This is a genomic window from Hydrogenophaga luteola (assembly GCF_042648585.1).
GTDB classification, from domain to species: domain Bacteria; phylum Pseudomonadota; class Gammaproteobacteria; order Burkholderiales; family Burkholderiaceae_C; genus Hydrogenophaga; species Hydrogenophaga luteola.
In genome coordinates, this window is the sequence record NZ_JBHRXX010000005.1 from 212,691 (window position 1) to 236,920 (window position 24,230).

Annotated in this window: 23 protein-coding genes and 1 tRNA gene; 20 read left to right on the forward strand and 4 right to left on the reverse strand. The window is 68.4% G+C overall.

Going from position 1 to position 24,230, the window contains the following annotated elements; translation table 11 throughout:
* Positions 1–2 precede the first annotated feature (2 nt).
* The 12 genes from ACFOPI_RS11060 (at position 3) to ACFOPI_RS11115 (ending at position 13,409) form a co-directional block, all read left to right on the forward strand.
* Complete coding sequence (locus ACFOPI_RS11060; RefSeq protein ID WP_382173810.1) at positions 3–1,295, forward strand: glucarate dehydratase family protein; 1,293 nt, start codon at positions 3–5, stop codon at positions 1,293–1,295.
* A gap of 140 nt (positions 1,296–1,435) precedes the next feature.
* The gene (gene kdgD, locus ACFOPI_RS11065; protein WP_382173811.1) at positions 1,436–2,353 is read left to right on the forward strand and encodes a 5-dehydro-4-deoxyglucarate dehydratase; all 918 of its coding nucleotides are present in this window, start codon (positions 1,436–1,438) and stop codon (positions 2,351–2,353) included.
* A gap of 151 nt (positions 2,354–2,504) precedes the next feature.
* The gene (locus tag ACFOPI_RS11070) at positions 2,505–3,479 is read left to right on the forward strand and encodes a Bug family tripartite tricarboxylate transporter substrate binding protein (RefSeq protein ID WP_382173813.1); all 975 of its coding nucleotides are present in this window, start codon (positions 2,505–2,507) and stop codon (positions 3,477–3,479) included.
* Positions 3,480–3,497: 18 nt separating this feature from the next.
* Positions 3,498–4,457: a Bug family tripartite tricarboxylate transporter substrate binding protein gene (locus ACFOPI_RS11075; protein ID WP_382173814.1), complete on the forward strand. Its 960-nt coding sequence runs from the start codon at positions 3,498–3,500 to the stop codon at positions 4,455–4,457.
* Positions 4,458–4,464: 7 nt separating this feature from the next.
* Positions 4,465–5,790 carry a glucarate dehydratase gene (gene gudD / locus ACFOPI_RS11080; protein ID WP_382173816.1) on the forward strand — a complete coding sequence of 442 codons (1,326 nt, stop codon included), beginning with the start codon at positions 4,465–4,467 and terminating at the stop codon, positions 5,788–5,790.
* A gap of 40 nt (positions 5,791–5,830) precedes the next feature.
* A complete protein-coding gene (locus tag ACFOPI_RS11085) occupies positions 5,831–6,943 on the forward strand; it encodes an SMP-30/gluconolactonase/LRE family protein (protein ID WP_382173818.1) in 1,113 nt (370 codons plus the stop codon).
* A 25-nt stretch (positions 6,944–6,968) separates the two neighbouring features.
* Positions 6,969–7,919 carry a 2-hydroxyacid dehydrogenase gene (locus tag ACFOPI_RS11090; protein WP_382173820.1) on the forward strand — a complete coding sequence of 317 codons (951 nt, stop codon included), beginning with the start codon at positions 6,969–6,971 and terminating at the stop codon, positions 7,917–7,919.
* An 18-nt stretch (positions 7,920–7,937) separates the two neighbouring features.
* Positions 7,938–9,485, forward strand: a complete 1,548-nt coding sequence (gene garD / locus ACFOPI_RS11095) for a galactarate dehydratase (protein WP_382173822.1) — start codon at positions 7,938–7,940, stop codon at positions 9,483–9,485.
* Positions 9,486–9,549: 64 nt separating this feature from the next.
* Positions 9,550–10,518 (forward strand): Bug family tripartite tricarboxylate transporter substrate binding protein, encoded by a 969-nt coding sequence (locus ACFOPI_RS11100; protein WP_382173824.1) that lies wholly within the window; start codon positions 9,550–9,552, stop codon positions 10,516–10,518.
* An 18-nt stretch (positions 10,519–10,536) separates the two neighbouring features.
* Positions 10,537–11,673, forward strand: a complete 1,137-nt coding sequence (locus ACFOPI_RS11105) for an L-talarate/galactarate dehydratase (RefSeq protein WP_382173825.1) — start codon at positions 10,537–10,539, stop codon at positions 11,671–11,673.
* 13 nt (positions 11,674–11,686) lie between these two features.
* The gene (locus ACFOPI_RS11110) at positions 11,687–12,757 is read left to right on the forward strand and encodes an aldose epimerase family protein (protein ID WP_382173827.1); all 1,071 of its coding nucleotides are present in this window, start codon (positions 11,687–11,689) and stop codon (positions 12,755–12,757) included.
* Positions 12,758–12,854: 97 nt separating this feature from the next.
* Entirely contained in the window at positions 12,855–13,409 is a 555-nt protein-coding gene (locus ACFOPI_RS11115) for a DUF3617 domain-containing protein (RefSeq protein WP_382173829.1), read from the forward strand.
* Between the two features lie 54 nt (positions 13,410–13,463).
* Here ACFOPI_RS11115 and ACFOPI_RS11120 read toward each other — a convergent pair whose 3' ends face one another.
* Together ACFOPI_RS11120 and ACFOPI_RS11125 are read right to left on the reverse strand one after the other, a co-directional pair.
* The gene (locus ACFOPI_RS11120) at positions 13,464–14,501 is read right to left on the reverse strand and encodes a response regulator transcription factor (RefSeq protein ID WP_382173831.1); all 1,038 of its coding nucleotides are present in this window, start codon (positions 14,499–14,501) and stop codon (positions 13,464–13,466) included.
* Positions 14,501–17,905: a hybrid sensor histidine kinase/response regulator gene (locus tag ACFOPI_RS11125; RefSeq protein WP_382174920.1), complete on the reverse strand. Its 3,405-nt coding sequence runs from the start codon at positions 17,903–17,905 to the stop codon at positions 14,501–14,503. Before ACFOPI_RS11125 ends, ACFOPI_RS11120 begins: the two co-directional genes overlap by 1 nt.
* 221 nt (positions 17,906–18,126) lie before the next feature.
* On the opposite strand from ACFOPI_RS11125, the gene ACFOPI_RS11130 reads away from it, so the two are divergent.
* The 8 genes from ACFOPI_RS11130 to ACFOPI_RS11165 all read left to right on the forward strand — a co-directional run bounded on the left by ACFOPI_RS11130 (position 18,127) and on the right by ACFOPI_RS11165 (position 23,180).
* Complete coding sequence (locus ACFOPI_RS11130) at positions 18,127–18,429, forward strand: urease subunit gamma (RefSeq protein ID WP_382173833.1); 303 nt, start codon at positions 18,127–18,129, stop codon at positions 18,427–18,429.
* A gap of 19 nt (positions 18,430–18,448) precedes the next feature.
* Positions 18,449–19,039, forward strand: a complete 591-nt coding sequence (locus ACFOPI_RS11135; RefSeq protein WP_382173835.1) for a HupE/UreJ family protein — start codon at positions 18,449–18,451, stop codon at positions 19,037–19,039.
* A 10-nt stretch (positions 19,040–19,049) separates the two neighbouring features.
* Positions 19,050–19,355, forward strand: a complete 306-nt coding sequence (locus ACFOPI_RS11140) for an urease subunit beta (protein ID WP_382173836.1) — start codon at positions 19,050–19,052, stop codon at positions 19,353–19,355.
* Between the two features lie 2 nt (positions 19,356–19,357).
* Positions 19,358–21,076: an urease subunit alpha gene (ureC, locus tag ACFOPI_RS11145; protein ID WP_382173838.1), complete on the forward strand. Its 1,719-nt coding sequence runs from the start codon at positions 19,358–19,360 to the stop codon at positions 21,074–21,076.
* A 20-nt stretch (positions 21,077–21,096) separates the two neighbouring features.
* Positions 21,097–21,684, forward strand: a complete 588-nt coding sequence (gene ureE, locus ACFOPI_RS11150; protein WP_382173840.1) for an urease accessory protein UreE — start codon at positions 21,097–21,099, stop codon at positions 21,682–21,684.
* Entirely contained in the window at positions 21,614–22,381 is a 768-nt protein-coding gene (locus ACFOPI_RS11155) for an urease accessory protein UreF (RefSeq protein WP_382173841.1), read from the forward strand. The genes ureE and ACFOPI_RS11155 overlap by 71 nt, the downstream gene beginning before the upstream one ends.
* 11 nt (positions 22,382–22,392) lie before the next feature.
* Positions 22,393–23,061: an urease accessory protein UreG gene (gene ureG, locus ACFOPI_RS11160; RefSeq protein ID WP_382173842.1), complete on the forward strand. Its 669-nt coding sequence runs from the start codon at positions 22,393–22,395 to the stop codon at positions 23,059–23,061.
* Positions 23,062–23,092: 31 nt separating this feature from the next.
* Positions 23,093–23,180 (forward strand) — tRNA-Ser (locus ACFOPI_RS11165).
* Positions 23,181–23,260: 80 nt separating this feature from the next.
* Here ACFOPI_RS11165 and ACFOPI_RS11170 read toward each other — a convergent pair.
* A complete protein-coding gene (locus tag ACFOPI_RS11170) occupies positions 23,261–23,548 on the reverse strand; it encodes a hypothetical protein (RefSeq protein WP_382173844.1) in 288 nt (95 codons plus the stop codon).
* 41 nt (positions 23,549–23,589) lie between these two features.
* A complete protein-coding gene (locus tag ACFOPI_RS11175; RefSeq protein ID WP_382173846.1) occupies positions 23,590–24,225 on the reverse strand; it encodes a DsbA family protein in 636 nt (211 codons plus the stop codon).
* Positions 24,226–24,230 lie beyond the last annotated feature (5 nt).

Sequence of the window (24,230 nt, forward strand, 5' to 3'; positions counted from 1 at the left end):
GCATGACCTCGCACGCCATCCGCCACGTGCGCGTGACGCCGATTGCGTTCCGCGACCCGCCGCTGCTCAACGCAGCCGGCATCCACGAGCCCTGGGCCCTGCGCTCGATCATCGAGATCGAGACCGACTCGGGCCTGGTCGGCATCAACGAAAGCTACGGCGACCTGCCGATGCTGGAAGCACTGGCGAAAGCGGCGCCCGCGCTGACCGGCCTCTCGCCATGGGCATTGAACGAGATGGACACCCGCGTGGCCGCGCTGGTGGCGCCGAAGCAGATGTCCGCCTCGGAGTTCCTGGGCCAGCAGGTCTCGCTGGCGCCGGGCACACACGTGTCCAAGACCGTGGCCAAGGTGATCAGCGCCTTCGAGGTGGCGATGATGGACCTGCAGGGCCAGCTGGCGAACGCACCGGTGGTGGACCTGCTGGGCGGCGCGGCGCGCCCGGCCGTGCCGTTCAGCGCCTACCTGTTCTTCAAGTACGCCGAGCACATCGACAAGCCCTACCCACCCGACCCGTTCGGCGAAGGCATCGCGCCCGAGCAGATGGTGGCGCAGGCGCGCCGCATGATCGATCAGTACGGCTTCAAGAGCATCAAGCTCAAGGCCGGCGCCCTGCCGCCCGACCAGGAAGTGGCCGCGATGCTGGCGCTGGCCCAGGCCTTCCCCGGCGCGCCGCTGCGCATCGACCCCAACGCCAACTGGAGCGTGGCCACCAGCCTGAAGGTGGTGGAGCAATTGCGCGGCGTGCTGGAGTACTACGAAGACCCCGCTCCGGGTCTGGACGGCATGGCCGCCTTGGCCGCGGCCTGCGACGTGCCGCTGGCCACCAACATGGTGGTCACCGACCTGAAGGAGTTCCGCCGCAACGCCGAGATGGGCTGCCCGGTGAAGATCGTGCTGAGCGACCACCACTACTGGGGCGGCCTGCGTGCCACGCAGCGCCTGGCGCTGATGTGCGAGACCTTCGGCCTGGGCCTGTCGATGCACTCGAACTCGCATCTGGGCATCAGCCTGATGGCCATGACCCACCTGGCCGCGTCGGTGCCGCACCTGTCCTACGCCTGCGACACGCACTACCCCTGGCAGGACGACGAGGTGGTGCAGGGTGGGCGCCTGAAGTTCGAGGACGGCGGCCTGCGCGTGACCTCATCCGCCGGCCTGGGCGTGCAGATCGACCGCGAGGCCTTGGCTCGCTTGTATGACAACTACCTGAGCACGGGCATTCGCAACCGGGACGACCTGGGGCAAATGCGCAAGTACGACCCCGGCTTCACCGGCCACCAGCCACGGTTCTGACGAGGGATAAGGGGTTTCCACATATGTGCATGGAAACCCTTGACGCCCTCCTCTTCAATTTCCGACAATCTCACCAGTTGTCTGACATCCTATAACCAAACCGCCGATACCACCTTCTCCACCACCCAGGCAGAACCTCCATGCAATACACACCCCAAGACCTCAAACAAGTCATGTCCTCCGGCCTGCTGTCCTTCCCGGTGACGGACTTCGACGCCCAGGGCAACTTCAATGCCGCGTCCTACGCCGCCCGCCTGGAGTGGCTGGCCCCCTACGGCGCCAGCGCGCTGTTCGCGGCCGGGGGCACGGGCGAGTACTTCTCGCTGTACGGTGAGGAGTACGGCCAGATCATCAAAACCGCGGTGGACACCTGCCGCGGCAAGGTGCCCATCATCGCGGGCGCCGGCGGCCCCACCCGCACCGCCATCGCCCACGCCCAGGAAGCCGAGCGCCTGGGGGCCCACGGCATCCTGCTGCTGCCCCACTACCTGACCGAAGCCGGCCAGGAAGGCCTGATCGCCCACGTGGAGCAGGTCTGCAAGAGCGTGCAGTTCGGCGTCATCGTCTACAACCGCGACCGCACCAAGTTCACGCCCGAGTCGCTGGCCATCCTGGCCGAGCGCTGCCCGAACCTGATCGGCTTCAAGGACGGCATGGGCAACATCGAGCTGATGTCGTCCATCTACATGCGCATGGGCGACCGCTTCGCCTACCTGGGCGGCCTGCCCACCGCCGAGGTGTACGCCGCCGCCTACAAGGCGCTGGGCACCCCCGTGTACTCGTCCGCCGTCTTCAACTTCATCCCGAAGACGGCCATGCAGTTCTACGAAGCCGTGCGCACCGACGACATGGCCACGCAGCACAAGCTGCTCAGGCAGTTCTTCATGCCCTATCTGAAGATCCGCAACCGCGTCGAAGGCTATGGCGTGAGCATCATCAAGGCGGGCGCCCGGCTGGTCGGCCACGACGCCGGCCCGGTGCGCGCCCCGCTGTCGGACCTCAAGCCCGGCGAGATGGACGAACTCAAGGCGCTGATCGACGCGCTGGGTCCGCAATAAAGGTACCCCCCGCGCCGCCTGCGGCGTCACCCCCCAGGGGGCGGCGCTGGCGGCCCGGCAAAGCCGGTTCGCGGCGCCCTGGACGGGCTCCCCTGCCCTGGCCTCGACGCCCCTCACCCCCCCACACCAACCGCGACGTAGAGAGACAAACATGAACAAGCGCCATTTCCTGCTGGCCGCTGTGGCCGCCACCGTGTCCCTGGGCAGCACCGCCGCCCTGGCCCAGGCCTACCCGAACAAGCCCATCCGCATCGTCGTGCCCTTCCCGGCCAGCGGCACCTCCGACGTGCTGGCCCGCCTGGTCGGCCAGAAGATGAGCGAGAAGCTGGGCCAGCCCGTGGTGGTGGAGAACAAGGCCGGCAACGCCGGCAACATCGGCGCCGACCTGGTCGCCAAGTCGCCGGCCGACGGCTACACCTTCGTGTTGATGGACGTAGGCAACCTCACCATCAGCCCGGCGCTGTACAAGCTGCCGTTCGACGTGCAGAAGGACTTCGTGCCAGTCGCCATGGTCGGCTATTCCCCCCACCTGCTGGTGGTCAGCACCAAGGTGCCGGCCAACAACATCGCCGAGCTGGTGAAGTACGCCAAGGCCAACCCCGGCAAGCTGAACTTCGCGGCCGCCGCAGGCATCGGCAGCGCCACCCACCTGGCCGGTGTGCAGTTCGCGCGCCGCAACGGCATCCAGTGGAACTACGTGCCCTACAAGGGCGGCGCCCAGGCCATGACCGACCTCGTCGGCGGCCACATGGACGTCACTTTCAACGGCATGGTCGCCACCTACCCGCACGTCAAGGCCGGCAAGCTCAAGCTGCTGGCGGTCTCGTCGGCCAAGCGCTGGAGCGAACTGCCCGACACCCCCGCCGTGGCCGAGACCACGCCCAACTTCCTGACCGGCAGCTGGCAGGGTCTGCTGGCCCCGGCCGGCACGCCCAAGGCCGTGGTGGATCTGGTGCACGCCGAGGTGCAGCGCATCACCGCCCTGCCCGATGTGAAGGAAAAGCTGCAGTCCCTGGGCCTGGAGCCGTCCGCGATGACCAGCGCCGAGTTCGCCGCCTGGATCAAGTCCGAACTGCCCGAAATGGCGCAGGTCGTGCGCGAAGAAAAGATCACCCTCGAACAGTAATCGTCGAAGTTACCCGCCATGAAAAAGTCCCTGCTCACCCTGCTGGTGGCCGCCGCCACCAGCCTGCCCGCCTTCGCCTGGCCCGACAAGCCCATCACCCTGATCGTGCCGTTCCCGCCCGGCGGCTCCACCGACATGATCGCCCGCCAGCTCTCCGGCAAGATGGGCGAGAAGCTCGGCGGCAACGCCACCGTGATCGTCGAGAACAAGGCCGGCGCCACCGGCACCATCGGCGCCACCTTCGTAGCCCGCGCACCGGCCGACGGCCACACGATGCTGGTGGCCTCGCTCGGCCCCTTCGTGATCGCGCCGCACCTGATCAAGGTGCAGTACGACGCGCTCAAGGACCTGGACCCGATCACCGTGGTCGTGCAGGCGCCCAATGTGCTGGTGGTGCCCGCCGCCTCGGCCCACAAGTCGCTGGCCGACGTGATCGCCTACCAGAAGGCCAACCCCGGCAAGATGACCTTCGCCTCGTCCGGCAACGGCTCCAGCGACCACCTGACGGCCGAGCTGTTCTGGCAGCAGACCGGCACCAGCGGCGTGCACATCCCCTACAAGGGCGGCGGCCCGGTGATGAGCGACCTGCTGGGCAACCAGGTGGAGTCGTCGTTCATGAACATCAACACCGCCCTGCCGCAGATCAAGGCCGGCAAGCTGCGCGCCCTGGCCATCACCAGCGCCAAGCGCTCGCCGCTGCTGCCCGATGTGCCCACGCTGGAAGAAGGCGGTGTGAAGGACGCCAACGTGCAGTCCTGGCAGGCCGTGGCCGCGCCCAAGGGCCTGCCCGCTGATGTGAAGAAGCGCGTGCACGAGGCCGTGCTGGCCTCGATCAACGACCCGGCCATCAAGCCCAAGCTGCTGGAGCTGGGCTTCGAGATCGTGCTGAACACGCCCGAGCAGTTCGCAGCCTTCCAGGCCAGCGAGTTCTCGCGCTGGCAGAAGCTCATCACCTCGCGTGGCATCAAAGCTGATTGAGAGTCCCATGACCGCACCAATCGTCCAGTCGATGCGTGTGGTCCCGGTCGCCGGCCGGGACGGCATGCTGCTCAACCTCTCGGGCGCGCACGCGCCCTTCTTCACGCGCAACATCGTCATCGTCACCGACAACGCGGGCCACACCGGCCTGGGCGAGGTGCCGGGCGGCGAGAAGATCCGCCAGACGCTGGAAGACGCGCGGCCGCTGGTCGAAGGCCAGACCGTCGGCAACCTGCAGGCCATCCTGAACGCCATGCGCGTGAAGTTCGCCGACCGCGACAGCGGCGGCCGCGGCCTGCAGACCTTCGACCTGCGCACCACCATCCACGCGGTCACCGCTGTGGAATCGGCCCTGCTGGACCTGATGGGACAGCACCTGGGCGTGCCGGTCGCAGCCCTGCTGGGCGAAGGCCAGCAGCGCGATGCCGTGCAGATGCTGGGCTATCTGTTCTACGTCGGCGACCGCAACAAGACCGATCTGCCCTACGCCAGCGAGCCGGACAACGCCGACGACTGGTGCCGCCTGCGCCACGAAGCGGCGATGACGCCCGAGGCCATCGTGCGCCTGGCCGAAGCGGCCCAGAAGCGCTACGGCTTTCAGGACTTCAAGCTCAAGGGCGGCGTGCTGAGCGGCGATGAAGAGGTGGAGGCCGTGACCGCCTTGCACGAGCGCTTCCCGGAGGCACGCGTGACGCTGGACCCCAACGGCGGCTGGCTGCTGAAGGACGCGATCCGCCTGGGCCACAAGATGCGCGGCGTGGTGGCTTACGCCGAAGACCCCTGCGGTGCCGAAGAGGGCTTCAGCGGCCGCGAGGTGATGGCCGAGTTCCGCCGCGCCACCGGCCTGCCCACGGCCACCAACATGGTCGCCACCGACTGGCGCCAGATGGCGCATTCGCTGGCGCTGCAGAGCGTGGACATCCCGCTGGCCGACCCGCACTTCTGGACCATGGCCGGCTCGGTCCGCGTGGCGCAGACCTGCCGCGACTGGGGCCTGACCTGGGGCAGCCATTCCAACAACCACTTCGACATTTCGCTGGCCATGTTCACCCACGTGGGCGCGGCCGCGCCGGGCAAGGTCACCGCCATCGACACGCACTGGATCTGGCAGGACGGCCAGCGCCTGACCAAGGAGCCGATGAAGATCGAAGGCGGCTATGTGCAGGTGCCCAAGAAGCCAGGTCTCGGAATCGAGATCGACATGGCCGAGGTCGAGAAGGCACACCAGCTCTACCTGCAGCACGGCCTGGGCGCGCGCGACGACGCCATCGCGATGCAGTACCTGATCCCGGGCTGGAAGTTCGACAACAAGCGCCCTTGCCTTGTGCGCTGAGAGCACGCAAGGCCCACCCGAAGAACAAGAGGAGACACACATGCACAACACCAAGACCGACACCCGCCGCCAGTTCCTGAAAGCCGCCAGTGCCGCCGGCCTGGCGGCCACCGGAGCGCCCGCCCTTGCACAGGCCTTTGCCTTCACGCCGCAACAGCGCTACCCCGACCCGTCGGTGCAGATCCTGGACCCATCGTTCGCCAAGTACCGCATCTACAGCAGCACCGTCGAACAGGTGGCGACCGGCATGCGCTGGGCCGAAGGCCCGGCCTACTTCCCGGGCGCTGATGGCGCGCCGGGGTACCTGCTGGTCAGCGACATCCCGAACAACCGGATCATGAAGTTCGACGAGAAGACCGGCGCATTCAGCGTCTTCCGCGACAAGGCCAACTGGGCCAACGGCAACACCCGCGACCGCCAGGGCCGGCTGATCACCTGCGAGCACTCGGTCACACGCCGCGTCACCCGTACCGAGAAGGATGGCAAGCTCACCGTGCTGGCCGACAGCTTCGAAGGCAAGCGCCTGAACGCGCCCAACGACGTGGTGGTCAAGAGCGACGACAGCATCTGGTTCACCGACCCGCTGTTCGGCATCAACGGCGAGTGGGAAGGCTTCAAGGCCAAGCCTGAGCAGGCCACCACCAACGTGTACCGCATCGCCACCGACGGCAAGCTGACCGCCGTCATCACCGACCTGGTCAACCCCAACGGCCTGGCGTTCAGCCCGGACGAGAAGAAGCTCTACGTGGTGGAGTGGAAGGGCACGCCCAACCGCAGCATCTGGGCCTACGACGTCAATGCCGACGGCACGGTCGCCAACAAGACCAAGCTGATCGACGCGGCCGACTTCGGCGCGCTCGACGGCTTCAAGGTGGACCGCGATGGCAACCTCTGGTGCGGCTGGGGCAGCAACGGCGCGCTGAACGCCGAGCCCAGCTATGTGAACCTCCGCCAAGTCTACGAGCTCAGGGGCAAGCCCGAAGACCTGGACGGCGTGAGGGTGTTCAGCCCCGCCGGCAAGCCGCTGGCCCACATCCGCCTGCCCGAGCGCTGCGCCAACCTCTGCTTCGGCGGCCCCAAGGGCAACCGACTCTACATGGCCAGCAGCCATTCGCTGTACGCGCTGTACGTCGAGGCGCACGGCGCCGTCTGATCCTTTCTGTTCCACAGACCACCGCATGACCGCCACCCGTTCCACCGTCCTGCAGATCGGCCCGCTGATGCCGGCGCTGGAGGCCGCCCTGCGCGCGCAGCACGAGGTGCTGACCGCGCAGGCGACGACCGCTTCCGCACCGCTGGCCAACGCGGATGACGCGGCCCGCGTGACGGCGGTGGTGACCTCGGCACCGGTCGGTGTGCCGGCGGCCTGGCTGGCGCAGTTGCCGGCGCTGAAGGTGGTGTCGTCCTTCGGCGTGGGGCTGGACCGACTGCCGCTGGACGCCGCCCGCGCGAAGGGCCTGCCAGTGGGCTACACGCCCGATGTGCTGAACGATTGCGTGGCCGACCTGGCCATGGGCCTGCTGATCGACGGTGCGCGCCGCATCGCCGCGGCCGACCGCTTCGTGCGGCGCGGCGACTGGCTTCAGGGCCGATACCCGCTGACCACGCGCGTGAGCGGCAAACGCCTGGGCATCGTGGGCCTGGGCCGCATCGGACGGGCGGTGGCGCGGCGCGCCAGCGGCTTTGACATGGACATTGCCTACATCAACCGGAGCGCGGCCGACGGTACGCCCTGGCGCTTCGAACCCTCGCTGCCGGCACTGGCGCAGTGGGCCGACTTCCTGGTGCTCACCGTGGCCGGTGGCGCGGGCACGCGGCATCTGGTGAATGCCGAGGTGCTGTGCGCGCTCGGGCCCAAGGGCTTGCTGGTCAACGTGGCGCGCGGCAGCGTGGTGGACCAGGCCGCGCTGATCGCCTGCCTGCAGAGCGGCGAGCTCGGCGGCGCAGCGCTGGACGTGTTCGACGAAGAGCCCCGCGTACCCGCCGAACTGCTGGCGATGGAGAACGTGGTGCTGGCGCCGCACATGGCCAGCGGCACCCACGACACCCGTCAGGCCATGGCCGACCTGGTGCTGGCCAACCTGCACGCCGGCCTGTCCGGCGAACCCCTGCCCGCCCGCGCAGCCTGATTCCTGAAGAGACTTCCGATGAACGCCCCCGTGACCCCCCGCACCATCCGCATCCACCCGACCGACAACGTGGCGGTGGTGGTCAACGACGGCGGCCTGCCCGCCGGCACCGCCCTGCCCGGAGGACCGACGCTGGTGCAGACCGTGCCGCAAGGCCACAAGGTGGCGCTGACCGACCTGCCCGCCGGCACCGCCGTGCGGCGCTACAACGTGGTCATCGGCCACACCGCAGTGGACATTCCCGCCGGGGGCTGGGTGAACGAACAGCGGCTGGTGATGCCCGCGGCGCGTTCGCTGCAGGGCCTGCCCGCACCGCAACCGCCGGCCGATCTGCCGCCACTGGAAGGCCACACCTTCCAGGGCTACCGCAACGCCGACGGCAGCGTGGGCACACGCAATCTGCTGGCGGTGACGACCACCGTGCAGTGCGTGGCCGGGGTGCTCGAATTCGCCGTCGAACGCATCAAAAAGGACCTGCTGCCGAAGTACCCGAACGTGGACGGCGTGGTGGGTCTCACGCACAGCTACGGCTGCGGCGTGGCCATCGACGCGCCCGACGCCATCATCCCGATCCGCACGGTGCGCAACCTCGCGAGCAACCCCAACTTCGGCGGCGAGGTGATGGTGCTCAGCCTGGGCTGCGAGAAGCTGCAGCCCGAGCGCTTGTTGCCGCCGGGGTCCATCCCGATTTCGGACGAGCGACAAGGCCCGGACGTTGTGTGTCTACAAGACGAGAAACACGTCGGCTTCATGTCGATGATCGATTCGATCCTCACGCAGGCCCAAGGTCACCTGGAACGCCTGAACGCGCGCCAGCGCACCACCTGCCCGGTGAGCGAGCTGGTGGTGGGTGTGCAGTGCGGCGGCAGCGACGCCTTCTCCGGCGTCACCGCCAACCCGGCCGTGGGCTTTGCGACCGACCTGCTGGTGCGCGCCGGTGCCACGGTGATGTTCAGCGAGAACACCGAGGTGCGCGACGCGGTGGACCAGCTCACCCGTCGCGCAGCGACGCCCGAGGTGGCCGAATCAATAGTGCGCGAACTCGGCTGGTACGACGCCTACCTCGCGCGCGGCCAGGCCGACCGCAGCGCCAACACCACGCCCGGCAACAAGAAGGGCGGGCTGTCGAACATCGTCGAGAAGGCCATGGGCTCCATCGTCAAGAGCGGCAACGGACCGATCCACGGCGTGATTGCGCCCGGCGAGAAGGTGAAGCAGAAGGGCCTGATCTTCGCCGCCACGCCGGCCAGCGACTTCATCTGCGGCACGCTGCAGCTGGCCGCCGGCATGAACCTGCACGTGTTCACCACCGGCCGCGGAACGCCCTACGGCCTGGCCGAATGCCCGGTCATCAAGGTCGCCACGCGCAACGACCTGGCCCGCCGCTGGCACGACCTGATGGACGTCAACGCCGGCCGCATCGCCAGCGGCGAAGCGAGCATCGACGAGCTGGGCTGGGAGCTGTTCCACCGCATGCTGGCCGTCGCCAGCGGCGAGAAGACCTGGGCCGAGAAATGGGGCCTGCACAACGACCTCGTCCTCTTCAACCCCGCACCTATCACCTGACTTTCTTCACCTCATAGCCGGCAGTACGACCGGTCCTTTTTCCATCCACCACGGAGACACCACCATGATCCAGCGCCGACACCTGATTGCCGCATCCACCCTGGCGACCCTGCCCCTGGGCGCGTTCGCCCAGAGCGACTACCCGAACAAACCGATCAAGATCATCGTGGCCTTCCCGCCGGGCGGCACGTCCGACGTGATGGGCCGCATGGTGGCCGACCCGCTGGCCAAGGTGCTGGGCCAGCCGGTGGTGATCGAAAACGTGGGCGGCGCGGGCGGCACCATCGGCACCGAGCGCGGTGTCAGGGCTCCGGCCGATGGCTACACCATCATCCAGACCGGCGTCGGCCAGAACGCCGTGGCGCACGGCCTGGACCCCAACCTCAAGTACGACTCGATCAAGGACTTCATCCACATCAGCCACGTGCACAGCGGGCCGAACGTGCTGGTGGTCAACGCCAACCAGCCGTACAAGACCCTGGCCGAGCTGGTGAAGGCGGCCAAGGCCAACCCCGGCAAGCTCGACTACGGCTACACCCACGCGGCCTCGGGCCACATGGCCATGGAGCTGTTCAAGCAGACCGCCGGCCTCTTCATGACCGGCATCCCCTACCGCGGCGGCGGCCCGATGATGACCGCGATCCTGGGCAACGAGATCCCGATGATGTTCATCAACCAGGACGTGGCCCTGCCCCACATCAAGGCCGGCAAGTTGCGCCCGCTGGCGGTCTCCAGCCTGCAGCGCAACAGCCTCTACCCGGACGTGCCGACCGTGGCCGAATCGGGCTACCCCGGCTTCGAGGCCCTGTCCTGGTCCGGCATGTCGGTGGCCCGGGGCACGCCCGCCCCCATCGTCGCCAAGCTCGAAGCCGCGTTCAAGGAAGTCATGACCTCGCCCGCCATCAAGCAGAAGCTGGAGAGCAACGGTTTCGTGGTGCCGGTGCAGGGCTCCAAGCCCTACACGGACTTTGTCGCCAGCGAACTGCAGCGCTGGGTCAAGGTGATCAAGACCGCCGGCATCAAGCCGCAGTGACCCCGGAGCCCAAGCCGCATGAGCACGCCCGCTGACCGCATCGCCTGGATGCGCATCTCCTCGTGTTATCTGCCCCTGGCCAACCCGATCAGCGACGCAAAGGTGCTGACCGGGCGCCAGAAGCCCATGACCGAAATCGCGATGCTGTTCGTCGAACTGCAGACCGAACAAGGCCATGAAGGCCTGGGCCTGAGCTACAGCAAGCGGGCCGGCGGGCCGGGGCAGTTCGCGCATGCGCAGGAGATCGCACCCAACCTGATCGGCGAGGACCCGAACGACATCGCGCGCCTGTGGGACAAGCTGTGCTGGGCCGGCGCGTCGGTGGGTCGCAGCGGCCTGTCCACCCAGGCCATCGGCGCGTTTGACGTGGCGCTGTGGGACGTGAAGGCGCGGCGTGCGAACCTGTCGCTGGCCAAGCTGCTGGGCGCGCACCGCGAGTCGGTGCGCTGCTACAACACTTCGGGCGGCTTCCTGCACACGCCCATCGACCAGCTCAAGATGAACGCCGCAGCGTCGGTGGCGCGCGGCATCGGCGGCATCAAACTCAAGGTGGGCCAGCCCGACGGCCGCATCGACATGCAGCGTGTGCAGGCCGTGCGCGAGCACCTGGGCGACGGCGTGCCGCTGATGGTGGACGCCAACCAGCAGTGGGACCGGCCGACGGCGCAGCGCATGTGCCGGGCGCTTGAGGGGTTCAACCTGGTGTGGATCGAGGAGCCACTGGACGCGTACGACCATGAAGGCCACGCCGCGCTGGCGCAGCAGTTCGACACACCCATCGCCACCGGCGAGATGCTGACCAGCGCGGGCGAGCACTGGGACCTGATCCGCCACCGCGCGGCCGACTACCTGATGCCCGACGGCCCGCGCGTCGGCGGCATCACGCCCTTCCTCAAGGTCGCCGGGCTGGCCCACCACGCCGGTCTGATGCTGGCGCCGCACTTCGCGATGGAGCTGCACGTGCACCTGGCCGCGGCCTACCCGACCGAGCCCTGGGTGGAGCACTTCGAATGGCTGGAGCCGCTGTTCAACGAGCGCATCGAGATCGCCAACGGCCGCATGCTCGTGCCCACGCGGCCGGGCTTGGGCCTGTCGCTGAGCGAGCAGGCGCGGGCCTGGACGCGGGAACGCGCCGAGGTCGGCGCGCGGGTCTGACTACACTGCCTCGATGGCAGCGCACATACCCCTGAATCCGCAACGTTTCTTTGGCGAGGTCGGCGGCGAACCCGTCGCCCTCTTCCGCCTGCGCCATGCGAATGGCATGGAAGTGGCCGTGTGCAACCTCGGCGCGAAGGTGCTGCAGATCCTCGTACCGGATCGCGACGGCGTGTTGGGTGATGTGGCCCTCGGCTACGACAGCCTGGCCGCGCTGCAGGCCGGTGCGCCTTCCATGGGCGCCTTCATCGGTCGCGTCGCCGGCCGCATCGCGCAGGCGCGCTACACGCTGGACGGCACGGCCTATGCGCTGGAGCCGAACGCCGGCTCGCACAGCATCCACGGGGGCCCCAACGGCTCGCGCCACCGCGTGTTCTCGGCCCACCAGGACACGCCCGACGCGCTCACGCTGCGCCTGCGCTTCGAGCCCTCGGTGGACCGCCACCCCGGCATCCTCGACCTCACGCTGAGCTACCGCCTGACCGACGGGCACACCCTGGTGGTGGAACACGAGGCGGTGGCGGTCTGCAACGCCAGCCCGGCGTCCCCTGCGAGCTTCACGCCACACATTTTCTTCAACCTGGACGGCCCGGGCGACACGCTCGTTGACGAGCACCGGCTGCAGGTTTTCGCCGATCGCCTTCTGGCCGCCGACGCCGACAACGTCGCCAACGGCGAACGCACACCGCTGGACGGCCATGCGCTGGACCTGCGCCAGCCCCGGCGTCTGGGCGGGCTGCCGGACATCGACCACGCCTATGAACTCGCCGGCTCAACCCCCGGCAGTCTGCGACGGGTGGCCCAGGCCCACAGCCCGGTCTCGGGCCGAACACTCGATGTGTGGACCACCGAACCCGTGATGCAGGTCTACACCGCGGGCGCGCTGGGCACCGGCGCCGCGCCGGACATCGGCAAACGCGGTGTGGTGCACCGCCCGCGCGCGGGCCTGTGCCTGGAACCGCAGCAGTACCCCAACGCGGTGAACTGCCCGGCGTTTCCCCTTATGCGCGTGGCGGTGGGCCAGCCCTACCGCGCTCGAACGGCGTTCCGATTTGGCACCGGAGACATCAGCCGGGGCCAGTGACGTCGGCTGGATAACAATATCGTCCAGCAACCGCTTCTGCGGTCATCCTCGGAGAGCGTGTCTCCCACAAAGCTTCCGGCTTGGACCGGCGTGAAACATGACTTTGTCTAGATTGCTTCCCACCAATGCACTGGTGGCGTCTTGCATCGCCCTTGCCTGGCCGGCTGCCGCACTGGCCCAGGTTCACAAGGTGATCGGCCCTGACGGCACTGTCACCTACAGCGACAAGCCACCCGACTCGAATCAGGGTGCCAAGGCCACTGTTCTGCCGGGCAGGGTTGCCGGCGCCGCCGCTGCCGGAGACGCGCCAAAGTTGCGCCATGGGCTGTGGGAATTTCGCCGCAGTTTCGTGATCGACGGCGCGAACAAAGACATCACATCCCGGAACTGCACCGATCCGGTTTCGACCATGTCTTTCTGGCAGAAGTCCATGACCAAGATAGGCTGCACCTACGAAGACACCCGCCGCAGCGGCAACCGCTACACCCAGGCCTCGACCTGCAAAGTCGAAGCTTTGGCCATGGACCGGCGCTACATGAAAACCCTCGAAGTGTCCGGCGAGGAAGCCTATGTCCTGGAAGAGTCGGCGTCAGGCGGCAACCAGCCGCCGATGTCGAGCATCACGCGCGCGCGACGCCTGGGCGACTGTTAAGAGCCCGACGGCCGCGAGCCACGTCGCCCTGCGACGGAGCAGGCCCGATGTCGCCTAGCCCCCGCGCGGCTGGAGCAAGGGCACGCGGTTGATCGCCATCGCCGCCGCCGCAGTGCGCGTCTCCACACCCAGCTTGGCGTGAATGCGCTCCAGATGCTTCTTCACCGTCGCCGGGCTGGAGCCGAGGATGTCGCCGATGTCGCGGTTGATCTTTCCCTTGACCACCCAGTACAGCACCTCGGCCTCGCGCGCCGTCAGGCCGAAGGCCTGCGCCAGCGCTTCGAGCACGGCCGCGTCCGAGGTCTCCTGCATCACGATCAGCCAGTCGCCGGGTTCGCCCTGGGCCTCGTCTTCGTCGCCGATCTGCTGGTGCAACCGGAAGCTCAGGCGGCGCGGCCCGTGGTCGATGGTCAGGCGCGGCGGCTCGCGCACCGGCTGGCCTGGCGCGGGTGGCTCCGCGAACTCGGGCAGCAGGCGCTCCAGCCATTGCAACACCGGCGAGGGTGTGACCGGTGCTTCGGTGCCGAAGTAGCGCTGCAGCAGGTCGCGCGCCAGCGGCGTCTGCCACATCAGGCGGCCGTCGCGCGCGCGCACGGTGATGGTGGCGTAGCCGAAGGCGTCGAGCGCGTTGCGCGCCTGGCTGCGTTCGAGCGCGCCCTGGCGCGACTGGCGCGACTGGCGCAGGTGCACGCCCATGCGCGCCATCACCTCGCGCGGCTTGATCGGTTTGGTCACGTAGTCGACGCCGCCGGCCTCCAGCGCGGCCACCAGGTGCTCGGTCTCGGTCAGGCCGGTCATGAACAGGATGGGGATGTGCGCCGTCGAAGGGTCGGCCTTGAGCTGGCGCGCGACCTCGAAGCCATCGAGGCCCGGCATCACCGCGTCCAGCAGCACCACGTCGGGCAGGGCCTGGCGCGCGCGGCGGATCGCGGCCTCGCCGTCGAGCGCCACCAGCACCGTGTAGCCCGCGTCGTCCAGCGCGTCGTGCAGCGGCGCCACGTTGTCGGGCACGTCGTCGACGATCAGCACCACCGCGCCGGGTTCGGCGGCCAGCGGGGTGTCGGCGGTGGGGTGGTCAGGCGAACGGATCATCATGCGGTGCGGTCGGTGGAAGGTCGGCCCGCGCCCAGCGGCAGCAGGCGCTGTTCGATGGCCTCGAAGCGGAACTCGCGCGCCAGGGCGCGCAACGCATCGGCGAACGCCGCCTGGTCCGGATGGTCGGCCACCCAGTCGTCGAGCCAGCGCATCACACCCTTGGCATAGCCCAGGCGCACCAGTTCCAGCAGGGGCGAGAAGTCGTGTGCGGCGGGTGGCGGCGCCACTGCGGCCGGTGTGGTCGCTGCGGGCGTGACGGCGTCGGCAGCCACCGGCGCGTGCACCCAGCGCAGGCCCAGCTGCTGCTGCAGCCAGCCCGTGAGGTCGTCGCGCCGCACCGGTTTGACGAAGAAGGCCTGGTCGGCCGGGCGACCGTCGGCGGCGTCGGCCTGAAGACCCTTGTCGAAGGCGTTGGCCGATACCACGGCCATGGGCACCGCCGACCAGCCCGCGGCGCGCAGCCGGCGCAGCGTCTCCCAGCCGTCGATCCCGGGCATGGCCAGGTCCATGAAGATCGCATGCGGTGCCCGCTCGCTGCCTGGCGCCACGCCGTCGAGGAGGGCCAGCGCGTCGTGGCCACTGGTGGCCATCAGCACCTCGAAGCCCAGCGGCTGCAGCCAGCGCGCGATCAGCTCGCGGTCGCTCTCTTCGTTGTCCACCACCAGCACGCGCCGGCGCGGGCCTTCGTAGCCCGTCACCGGCGCCGCCACCGCGGCCGGACGCGTGACCGCGCCGTGCAGCGCCGGCAGGAACAGGCGCACGCTGAACACCGTGCCCTGGCCCGGCGCGCTGCGCACGGTCATCTCGCCGCCCATCAGGTCGGTCAGCATCTTGGCGATCGTCAGACCCAGACCGGTGCCGCCGCCCGCCGCCGCGGAACCGCCCTCGGCCTGCTGGCCGCGCGCGAAGGGCTCGAACACGCGGTCCAGTTCGGCGGTGGTCATGCCAGGACCGGTGTCGCTGACCTCGAACACCGCCATCTCGCGCGCGTGGGACACCGTCAGCCGCACCTCGCCCGCGCGCGTGAACTTCACCGCGTTGCCCAGCAGGTTGATCAGGATCTGGCGCAGCCGCTTCTCGTCGGCGCGCACCGCCTCGGGCAGGCGGGGCCCCGGCTCGAACACGAAGCGCAGGCCCTTGGCCGCCGCCTGCAGCTCGAACATGCTCGCCACCTCGCGCACCGTGTCGGCGAAGGCCATGGGTTTGACATCGAGCTTGAGCTTGCCCGACTCGATGCGCGCGATGTCCAGCGTGCCCTCGATCAGCGAGAGCAGGTGCTCGCCGCCGCGGTGGATCACGCGGATTGCCTGCGCGCGGTGCGGCGCGAGTTCGCGGTCTTCCTGCAGCAGCTGCGCGTAGCCCAGGATGCTGTTGAGCGGCGTGCGCAGCTCGTGGCTGATGGTGCTGATGTAGCGGCTCTTGGCCTGGTTGGCCTGGTCGGCGATCTCGCGCGCGCGCTGCAGCTGCTCGTCGGTGCGGCGGTGCGATTCGATCTCCTGCATCAGCAGCCGCGTCTGCCGGTTGGACTCTTCCTGCGCCACCTCGCGGCTCTTGTGCGCCAGCACCAGCCACCAGGCCACCGTGGCCGCGATCAGCAGCAGCACCGCGTAGACGCGCAGGAAGCCCGAGCGCAGCGCGGCGTCCAGCAGGCCGACGTCGCCCACCGCCGCAACCCCCTGGCCCAGACCTTCGACCTGCTGCCGGTACAGCAACCCCAGCACCGCCGCCAGCACCGGCGCTATCACCAGCATGATCAGCAGGTAGTGGGCCAGACCCGCCTCCAGATAGGGCCAGACGCGCTGCGGCAGCACCGTGCGCAGCGCCGACTGCCACTGCACCGACAGCCGCGCGTGCGGCTTGCACAGGTCGCCGCAGCGCGCGTCCAGCGTGCAGCACAGCGAGCAGATCGGCCCCTGGTAGGCGGGGCAGTGGGCCATGTCGGGGCCTTCGTAATCACGTTCACAAATCGAGCACCGTTGAACGGACAAGCGCTGGTAAGTGCCAGTCTCTTCTTGGCGTGCCAGGTAATAGCGCCCCTTTGTCGCCCACGCAATGAAAGGCGCCGTCACCAGCGCCGTCACCATCGCGATCACCGCCGAGAAGGCCTGTGCGCCCGCGCCCATCAGGCCCATGTGCGCCGCGATCGACAGCACCGAGGCCAGTCCCATGGCGCCAACGCCCACCGGGTTGATGTCGTAGAGATGGGCGCGCTTGAACTCGATGCCCTTCGGGCTCCAGCCCAGGGGCTTGTTGATGACCAGGTCGGCCACCACCGCCATGATCCAGGCGATGGCGATGTTGCTGTAGAGCCCGAGCACCTCGCCCAGCGCGCGGAACACCTCCATCTCCATCAGCATGAAGGCGATCAGCGTGTTGAACACCACCCAGACCACACGGCCGGGGTGGCTGTGCGTCAGACGCGAGAAGAAGTTGCTCCAGGCCAGCGAGCCGGCGTAGGCGTTGGTGACGTTGATCTTGAGCTGAGAGATCACCACGAACAGTGCCGTGGCCGCCACCGCCCAGCCGTAGTTCGGGAACACGTATTCGTAGGCCGCCAGGTACATCTGGTTCGGGTCGACCGCGCGCTCGGTCGGCACCATGTGGCTGATCGCGAGATACGCCAGCAGCGCACCGCCCAGCATCTTGAGCACGCCCAGCACCACCCAGCCCGGCCCGCCAGCCAGCACACCGGCCCACCAGCGGGCAGCCTTGCCGGGCTGCCGCGCGGGCATGAAGCGCAGGTAGTCCGCCTGCTCGCCCATCTGCGTGATGAGCGCGATGCCCACGGTCAGAGCCGCACCAAATAGGTGCCAATCAAATACCCTGCCCGCACCACTTTCGCCACCGTAATGCACCACATTGGAAAACGCACCCGGATCGAGCGTCCAGACCGCCACGAAGGGCACGACCATCATCACCAGCCACAGCGGCTGAGTCCAGACCTGGAAGCGGCTGATGATGGACACGCCGTAGGTCACGAGCGGAATCACCACCAGCGCGCAGATCAGGTAGCCCCAGGCCGGTGGAATGTCCAGCGCCAGGTCCAGCGCATAGGCCATCACCGCGGCTTCGAGGGCGAAGAAGATGAAGGTGAACGAGGCGTAGATCAGCGAGGTGATGGTCGAGCCGATGTAGCCGAAGCCCGCACCGCGCGTGAGCAGGTCCATGTCGACGCCGTAGCGCGCGGCGTAGACGCTGATCGGCAGGCCGGCCAGGAAGATGATCAGGCCGGTGGCGAGGATGGCCCAGAAGGCGTTGACGAAGCCATACTGCACCAGCAGCGTGGCGCCCACCGCTTCCAGGATCAGGAACGAGGCCGCGCCAAACGCCGTGTTCGCCACGCGCCACTCGCTCCACTGGCGAAAGCGCTGCGGCGTAAAGCGCAGCGCGTAGTCCTCCATGGTCTCGCGGCCGACCCAGCTGTTGTAGTCGCGGCGCACCTTGATGATGCGCTGCACCGGCTCGGGTCGCCCGGCCAGCGGATCGGTGGCGGGGTCAGAAGGGGTGTTCACACTGTGGTTTTCGCACCTTTCGTGCCATACGCCGGATGCCGGATACGCAACTCGGCGCCCGGCGGCATACTGGTCCACCATCCCGGCACACGCCTTGCTCATTCCCTCCCATGGAACTCACTCCGCGCGAAAAAGACAAGCTGCTGATCTTCACCGCCGCCCTGCTGGCCGAGCGGCGCAAGGCCCGCGGTCTCAAGCTCAACTACCCCGAAGCCGTCGCCCTGATCAGCGCCGCGGTGATGGAAGGCGCCCGCGACGGCAAGACCGTGGCCCAGCTCATGAGCGAGGGCCGCACCGTGCTCACGCGCGAGGACGTGATGGAGGGCGTGCCCGAGATGATTCCCGACATCCAGGTCGAAGCCACCTTCCCGGACGGTACCAAGCTGGTCACCGTTCACACTCCGATTCCCTGAATTCACTGCAGAGGCACCCATGAAACGGCTCCCCAAATACCTGTTCACCGCCGCACTGGCCACCACCGCCCTCGCCGCACAGGCCCACACCGGCCACGGCACCAACAGCCTGATGGAAGGCCTGGTCCATCCCTTCGGCCTGGACCACCTGCTGGCCATGGTGGCCGTGGGTGTGTGGTCGGTGTCGGCCCTGCCGGCGGGCAAAGCCTGGCAAGGCCCCGCCACTTTCCTGCTGGCGCTGGTGGTCAGCGCCTTCGCCGGCATGATGGGCGCCTCCCTGCCCTATCTGGAGCATGGCGTCGCGCTGTCGGTGGTGCTGTTCGGGCTGATGCTGGCCATCGCCACCCGCCCTCTGCTGCCGGCCGTGGGCCTGGGGCTGATCGCCATGGCGTCTGCCCTGCACGGTCTCGCGCACGGATCGGAAACGCCTGACACCGGCTTTGCCGGCTACGCCGCCGGATTTCTGCTGACCACCGCCGCCCTGCACATTGGCGGCCTGGGTGTGGGCCTGGCCATCCGGCGCCTGTTCAGCGAACGCCGGGGTGTGGCCCTCGGTGGTCTGGGCGCTGCACTCGGCGGCGCCGGCCTGTACCTGTTCGCCCAACTGTGAGCAGCGCGCCATGACTCCCGGCGAATACCTGATCGACGACGGCGAACACGCCCTCAACCCCGGCCGCGCCGCGCTGACCCTGGTGGTGCAGAACACCGCCAACCGGCCGGTGCAGGTCGGCTCGCACTATCACTTTGCCGAGACCAATGCGGCACTCTCGTTCGACCGCGCCGCCGCGCAAGGCAAGCGACTGAACATCGCCAGCGGCACCGCCGTGCGCTTCGAGCCCGGCCAGCAGCGCACGGTGGAGCTGGTGGATTTCGCGGGCGAGCGCGTCGTGTACGGCTTTCGCGGCCTGACCCAAGGAAAACTCTGACCATGGCCAGCATTCCCAAACGCGCCTATGCCGACATGTTCGGCCCCACCGTCGGCGACCGCGTCCGCCTGGCAGACACCGGTCTGCTGATCGAGGTGGAAAAAGACTTCACCCTGGCTGCTGGCGGCTACGGTGAGGAAGTGAAATTCGGCGGCGGCAAGACCATCCGCGACGGCATGGCGCAATCGCAGCGCACGCGTGCCGAAGGCGCCGTGGACACGGTGCTCACCAACGCGCTCATCGTCGACCACTGGGGCATCGTCAAGGCCGACATCGGGCTGAAGGACGGGCGCATCGTGGCGATTGGCAAAGCCGGCAACCCCGACACGCAACCCGGTGTGGACATCGTGATCGGTGCCGGCACCGAGATCATCAGCTGTGAGGGGAACATCGTCACCGCCGGCGGCATCGACAGCCACATCCACTTCATCTGCCCGCAGCAAATCGACGAGGCGCTGGCCTCGGGCGTGACCACCATGCTCGGCGGCGGCACCGGTCCGGCCACCGGCACCTTCGCCACCACCTGCACGCCCGGCCCCTGGCACATCGAGCGCATGCTGCAGGCGGCCGATGGCCTGCCCATGAACATCGGTTTCCTGGGCAAGGGCAACGCCAGCCAGCCCGCGCCGCTGCGCGAACAGATCGACGCCGGCGTGATCGGCCTGAAGCTGCACGAAGACTGGGGCACCACGCCCAGCGCCATCAGCAACTGCCTGGACGTGGCCGAGGAAACCGACACCCAGGTCGCCATCCACTCCGACACGCTCAACGAATCGGGCTTCGTGGAAGACACCATTGCCGCGACCAAGGGCCGCACGCTCTGCGCCTTCCACACCGAAGGCGCCGGTGGCGGCCATGCGCCCGACATCATCCGCGTGGTCGGCGAGGCCAACTTCCTGCCCTCGTCCACCAATCCGACCATGCCCTACACCGTCAACACGCTCGACGAACACGTCGACATGCTGATGGTCTGCCACCACCTGGACGCTTCCATCCCCGAGGACCTGGCTTTTGCGGAGAGCCGCATCCGCCGCGAGACCATCGCGGCCGAAGACATGCTGCACGACATGGGCGCCATCAGCATCATGAGCAGCGACAGCCAGGCCATGGGCCGCGTGGGCGAGGTGGTGATCCGCACCTGGCAGACGGCCGACAAGATGAAAAGCCAGCGCGGCACGCTGCCCGAAGACAGCAGCCGCAACGACAACTTCCGCGTCAAGCGCTACATCGCCAAATACACCATCAACCCGGCCATCGCGCACGGCATGTCGCACATCGTCGGTTCGCTCGAAGTCGGCAAGTGGGCCGACCTGGTGATCTGGAAGCCCGCCTTCTTCGGCGTCAAGCCGGCGCTGGTGCTCAAGGGCGGCAGCATCGCCCTGGCCGCCATGGGCGACCCAAACGCCTCCATCCCCACACCGCAGCCGGTGCACTACCGCCCGCAGTTCGGCGCCCTGGGCAGCGCGCTCGCCAGAGGCAGCCTGAGCTTCGTGTCGCAGGCCGCGCAGGCAGCGGGTGTCGCGCAGCGCTACGGTCTGGCCAAGACCACCGTGGCGGTGCAGGGCTGCCGTGGCGTCACCAAGGCCAGCATGGTGCACAACAGCTACCTGCCGGTAATGGAGATCGACCCGCAGCGCTACACCGTGCGCGCCGACGGCGTGCTGCTGACCTGCGAGCCCGCCAGCAAACTTCCGATGGCGCAGCGATACTTCCTGTTTTGATAGCAAAACAGGGAAGTTCCATGCTTCAAGTCTCCAAACTCGTCCCCCAGGGCCAGGGGCTGGCAGCGGTGCTGGTGCGCCGCGCCGCCACCGTCACGCTGGACTGGGATGTGCGCCAGAAAAGCCGCTTCGACGCCGAGTCTTCGGACGGTCGCCGTGTCGGCGTGTTCCTGCCCCGCGGCACCGTGGTGCGCGGCGGTGACGTGCTGATCACGCAAGATGGCTCGCTGCTGCGCGTGATCGCGGCGCCGCAGCCGGTGCTCAAGGTCACCGCCTGCACCGATCACCATCACGGTCACGACCACGACCCGGCCTTCGACCTGATGCGCGCGGCCTACCACCTGGGCAACCGCCATGTGCCCATCGAGCTGCGGCCCGACCACCTGAAGATCGAGCCCGACCACGTGCTGGCAGACATGCTGCGCGCCATGCACCTGAACGTGGCCGAAGTGCGCGAACCCTTCGAGCCCGAGGGCGGCGCCTACGCAGCGGGCCATGGACACAGCCACCACCAGGGCGGTGACCACGGCCACAGCCATGGCCACGATCACCATGGACACGACCATGGTCACGGCCACCACCCCGCGCATGCCCACGACCACGGCTGACGCACCGGCCAGCGTGGCGGCGGGCCTGCTGCACACGCTCTGGCTCGCCTCGCCGGCCCTGCCGGTCGGCGGCTTCTCGTATTCCGAAGGCCTGGAAGCGGCGGTGGACGCCGGGCTGGTGCACGACGAGGCCAGCGCCGCCGGCTGGCTCACCGACCAGTTGCAGCTCTCGCTCGCTCGCAGCGACCTGGCGGTGGTGGCACAGGCCATTCCCGCCTGGCGGGCCGATGACCTGGCCCGCATCCGCGCGCTCAATGAATGGGTGCTCAGCACCCGCGAGACGCAGGAGTTCCGCCTGCAGACCGAACAGATGGGCCGCTCGCTGCAGGCCTGGGCGCAGTCGCTCGGTGCGCTCGGAGGCGATGTGCTGCAGCGCCTGCAGGCCGCCGACCTGCAGCCACCCGCCTACCCGGTCGCCATGGCCTGCGCCGCCGCAGCTTCGGGCGCCGCCCTGGCCGACAGCCTGGCCGGCTTCGCCTTCGGCTGGGCCGAGAACATGGTGCAGGCGGCCATCAAGTCGGTGCCGCTGGGCCAGAGCGCGGGCCAGCGCATGCTGGCGCGCCTGGTGGCCGACATCCCCGAAGCCGTGGCCCACGCGATGTCGCTGGGCGACGACGACCGCCAGGCCTTCACGCCCCTGCTCGCCATCCTCAGCGCCCGCCACGAAACCCAGTACTCCCGCCTGTTCCGATCCTGACGACGCACACGATGACCGCCCTGCACCACATCCCGAACCGCACCAAGACCCTGCCTCCACTGCGCGTGGGCATCGGCGGCCCGGTTGGCTCCGGCAAGACCACGCTGCTTGAAATGCTGTGCAAGACCATGCGCGAGCGCTATGACCTGGTCGCCATCACCAACGACATCTACACCAAGGAAGACCAGCGTCTGCTCACCGTCAGTGGCGCGCTGCCGGCCGAACGCATCATGGGTGTGGAAACCGGCGGCTGCCCGCACACCGCCATCCGCGAAGACTGCTCGATCAACCTCGAGGCCATCGACCGCATGCTGGGGGAGTTCCCGAACGCCGACATCGTGTTCGTGGAATCCGGCGGCGACAACCTCGCTGCCACCTTCAGCCCCGAACTGAGCGACCTCACGATCTATGTGATCGACGTCGCCGCTGGCGAGAAGATCCCGCGCAAGGGCGGTCCTGGCATCACCAAAAGCGACCTCTTCGTCATCAACAAGACCGATCTGGCACCCCACGTCGGGGCTGACCTGGAGGTGATGAAGCAGGACACCGCGCGCATGCGGCCGGACACCGCGCGCAAGCCCTGGGTGATGACCAACCTCAAGACCCTGGACGGCGTGCAGGACGTGGTGCGCTTCATCGAGCAGCGCGGCATGCTGACCCCGGCCAGCGCCTCGACCTGAGCACGCCGGCAGCTACAATGCCGCCCACCCCGGAGACGTGGGAGAGTGGTTTAATCCAGCGGTCTTGAAAACCGCCGACCCGCAAGGGTCCGTGAGTTCGAATCTCACCGTCTCCGCCAGGACACCAAGCAAAACGGGCCCTCGCGGCCCGTTTCTGCTTTCTACCCACCCCCCTACCCACCACTGGCGGCGGCACGTGTCACCGCTCCACGGCCCCGGCATGGCCCGGTGTTGAAGCGGGCGCTGCCCCGTTCTGCAACAGCGCCGCCTCGAAGCGCGCCAGCTCCTCGTCCAGCGCGCCGCGGCTGCGGAAATGGCGTCCGGCCTGGCCGTACCAGTACTCGGCGTCCTCCAGATCTCCCTCCACGATGTGCACGATGCCGTGCAGCCAGGCGCCCAGGGGCGAGCTATCGTGCTGGACGAGGTTGTGTGCCTCGGTCCAGCGACCGGCGCGCAAGTGCAGCAGAACGTCTTGAAGGGTGTTCATCATGGAATCCTTTCAAGGGGCATTGTGCGGTCGGGCGCCCGTCAATCCGTCTGGATCTGCCGCAGCAGCTGTTCGACGTCGCCATACAACGCGTTGCCGCCCAGCAGGCGCTGGCCCGTGGCGCCGTGCACCACCAGCCCCGGAACCCCTTGCGCGCCCAGCGACCGCATCAGCCGCCGGGCGTGCTGAAGCCGCGACGCGTTGCGCTCCCGCAGCGCGAGATCCGGCTCGGCCACCTGGTCGGCGACACCTTCCAGCCCCATCCGGCGCAACACTGTTTCAACCACCTGGGCGCTGCCGGTGTCCAGGCCATCCACGTAGCGTGCTTCCTGCAGCGCCCTGAGCACCTCGAGCTCGCGCACCGGCTCGGACTCGGCGACCGCTGTGAGCGCCAATGTCATGGCCGACGAATCGAATGCGCCGTCGTGCCGCCCCAGCACGTTCTGGCGGTAGGCCTCGGTGAAGCGCTGCCCTGTCAGGCTGGCGATGCGCTGGTCATTGGCCCAGGCGAACGCGGCAAAGGACGCGTCCATGCGCTGTCCGCTGCCAGCAAACAGGCCGGTCGGAGCCAGCGCCAGCTGGATGTCGCGGTGTTGCGCAAGCGCCCCGATCACCGGCGAGGCGCCGTAGCACCAGCCGCACAGCGGGTCGAACAGGTAGGTGACGGTGGTGCGCATGCTTC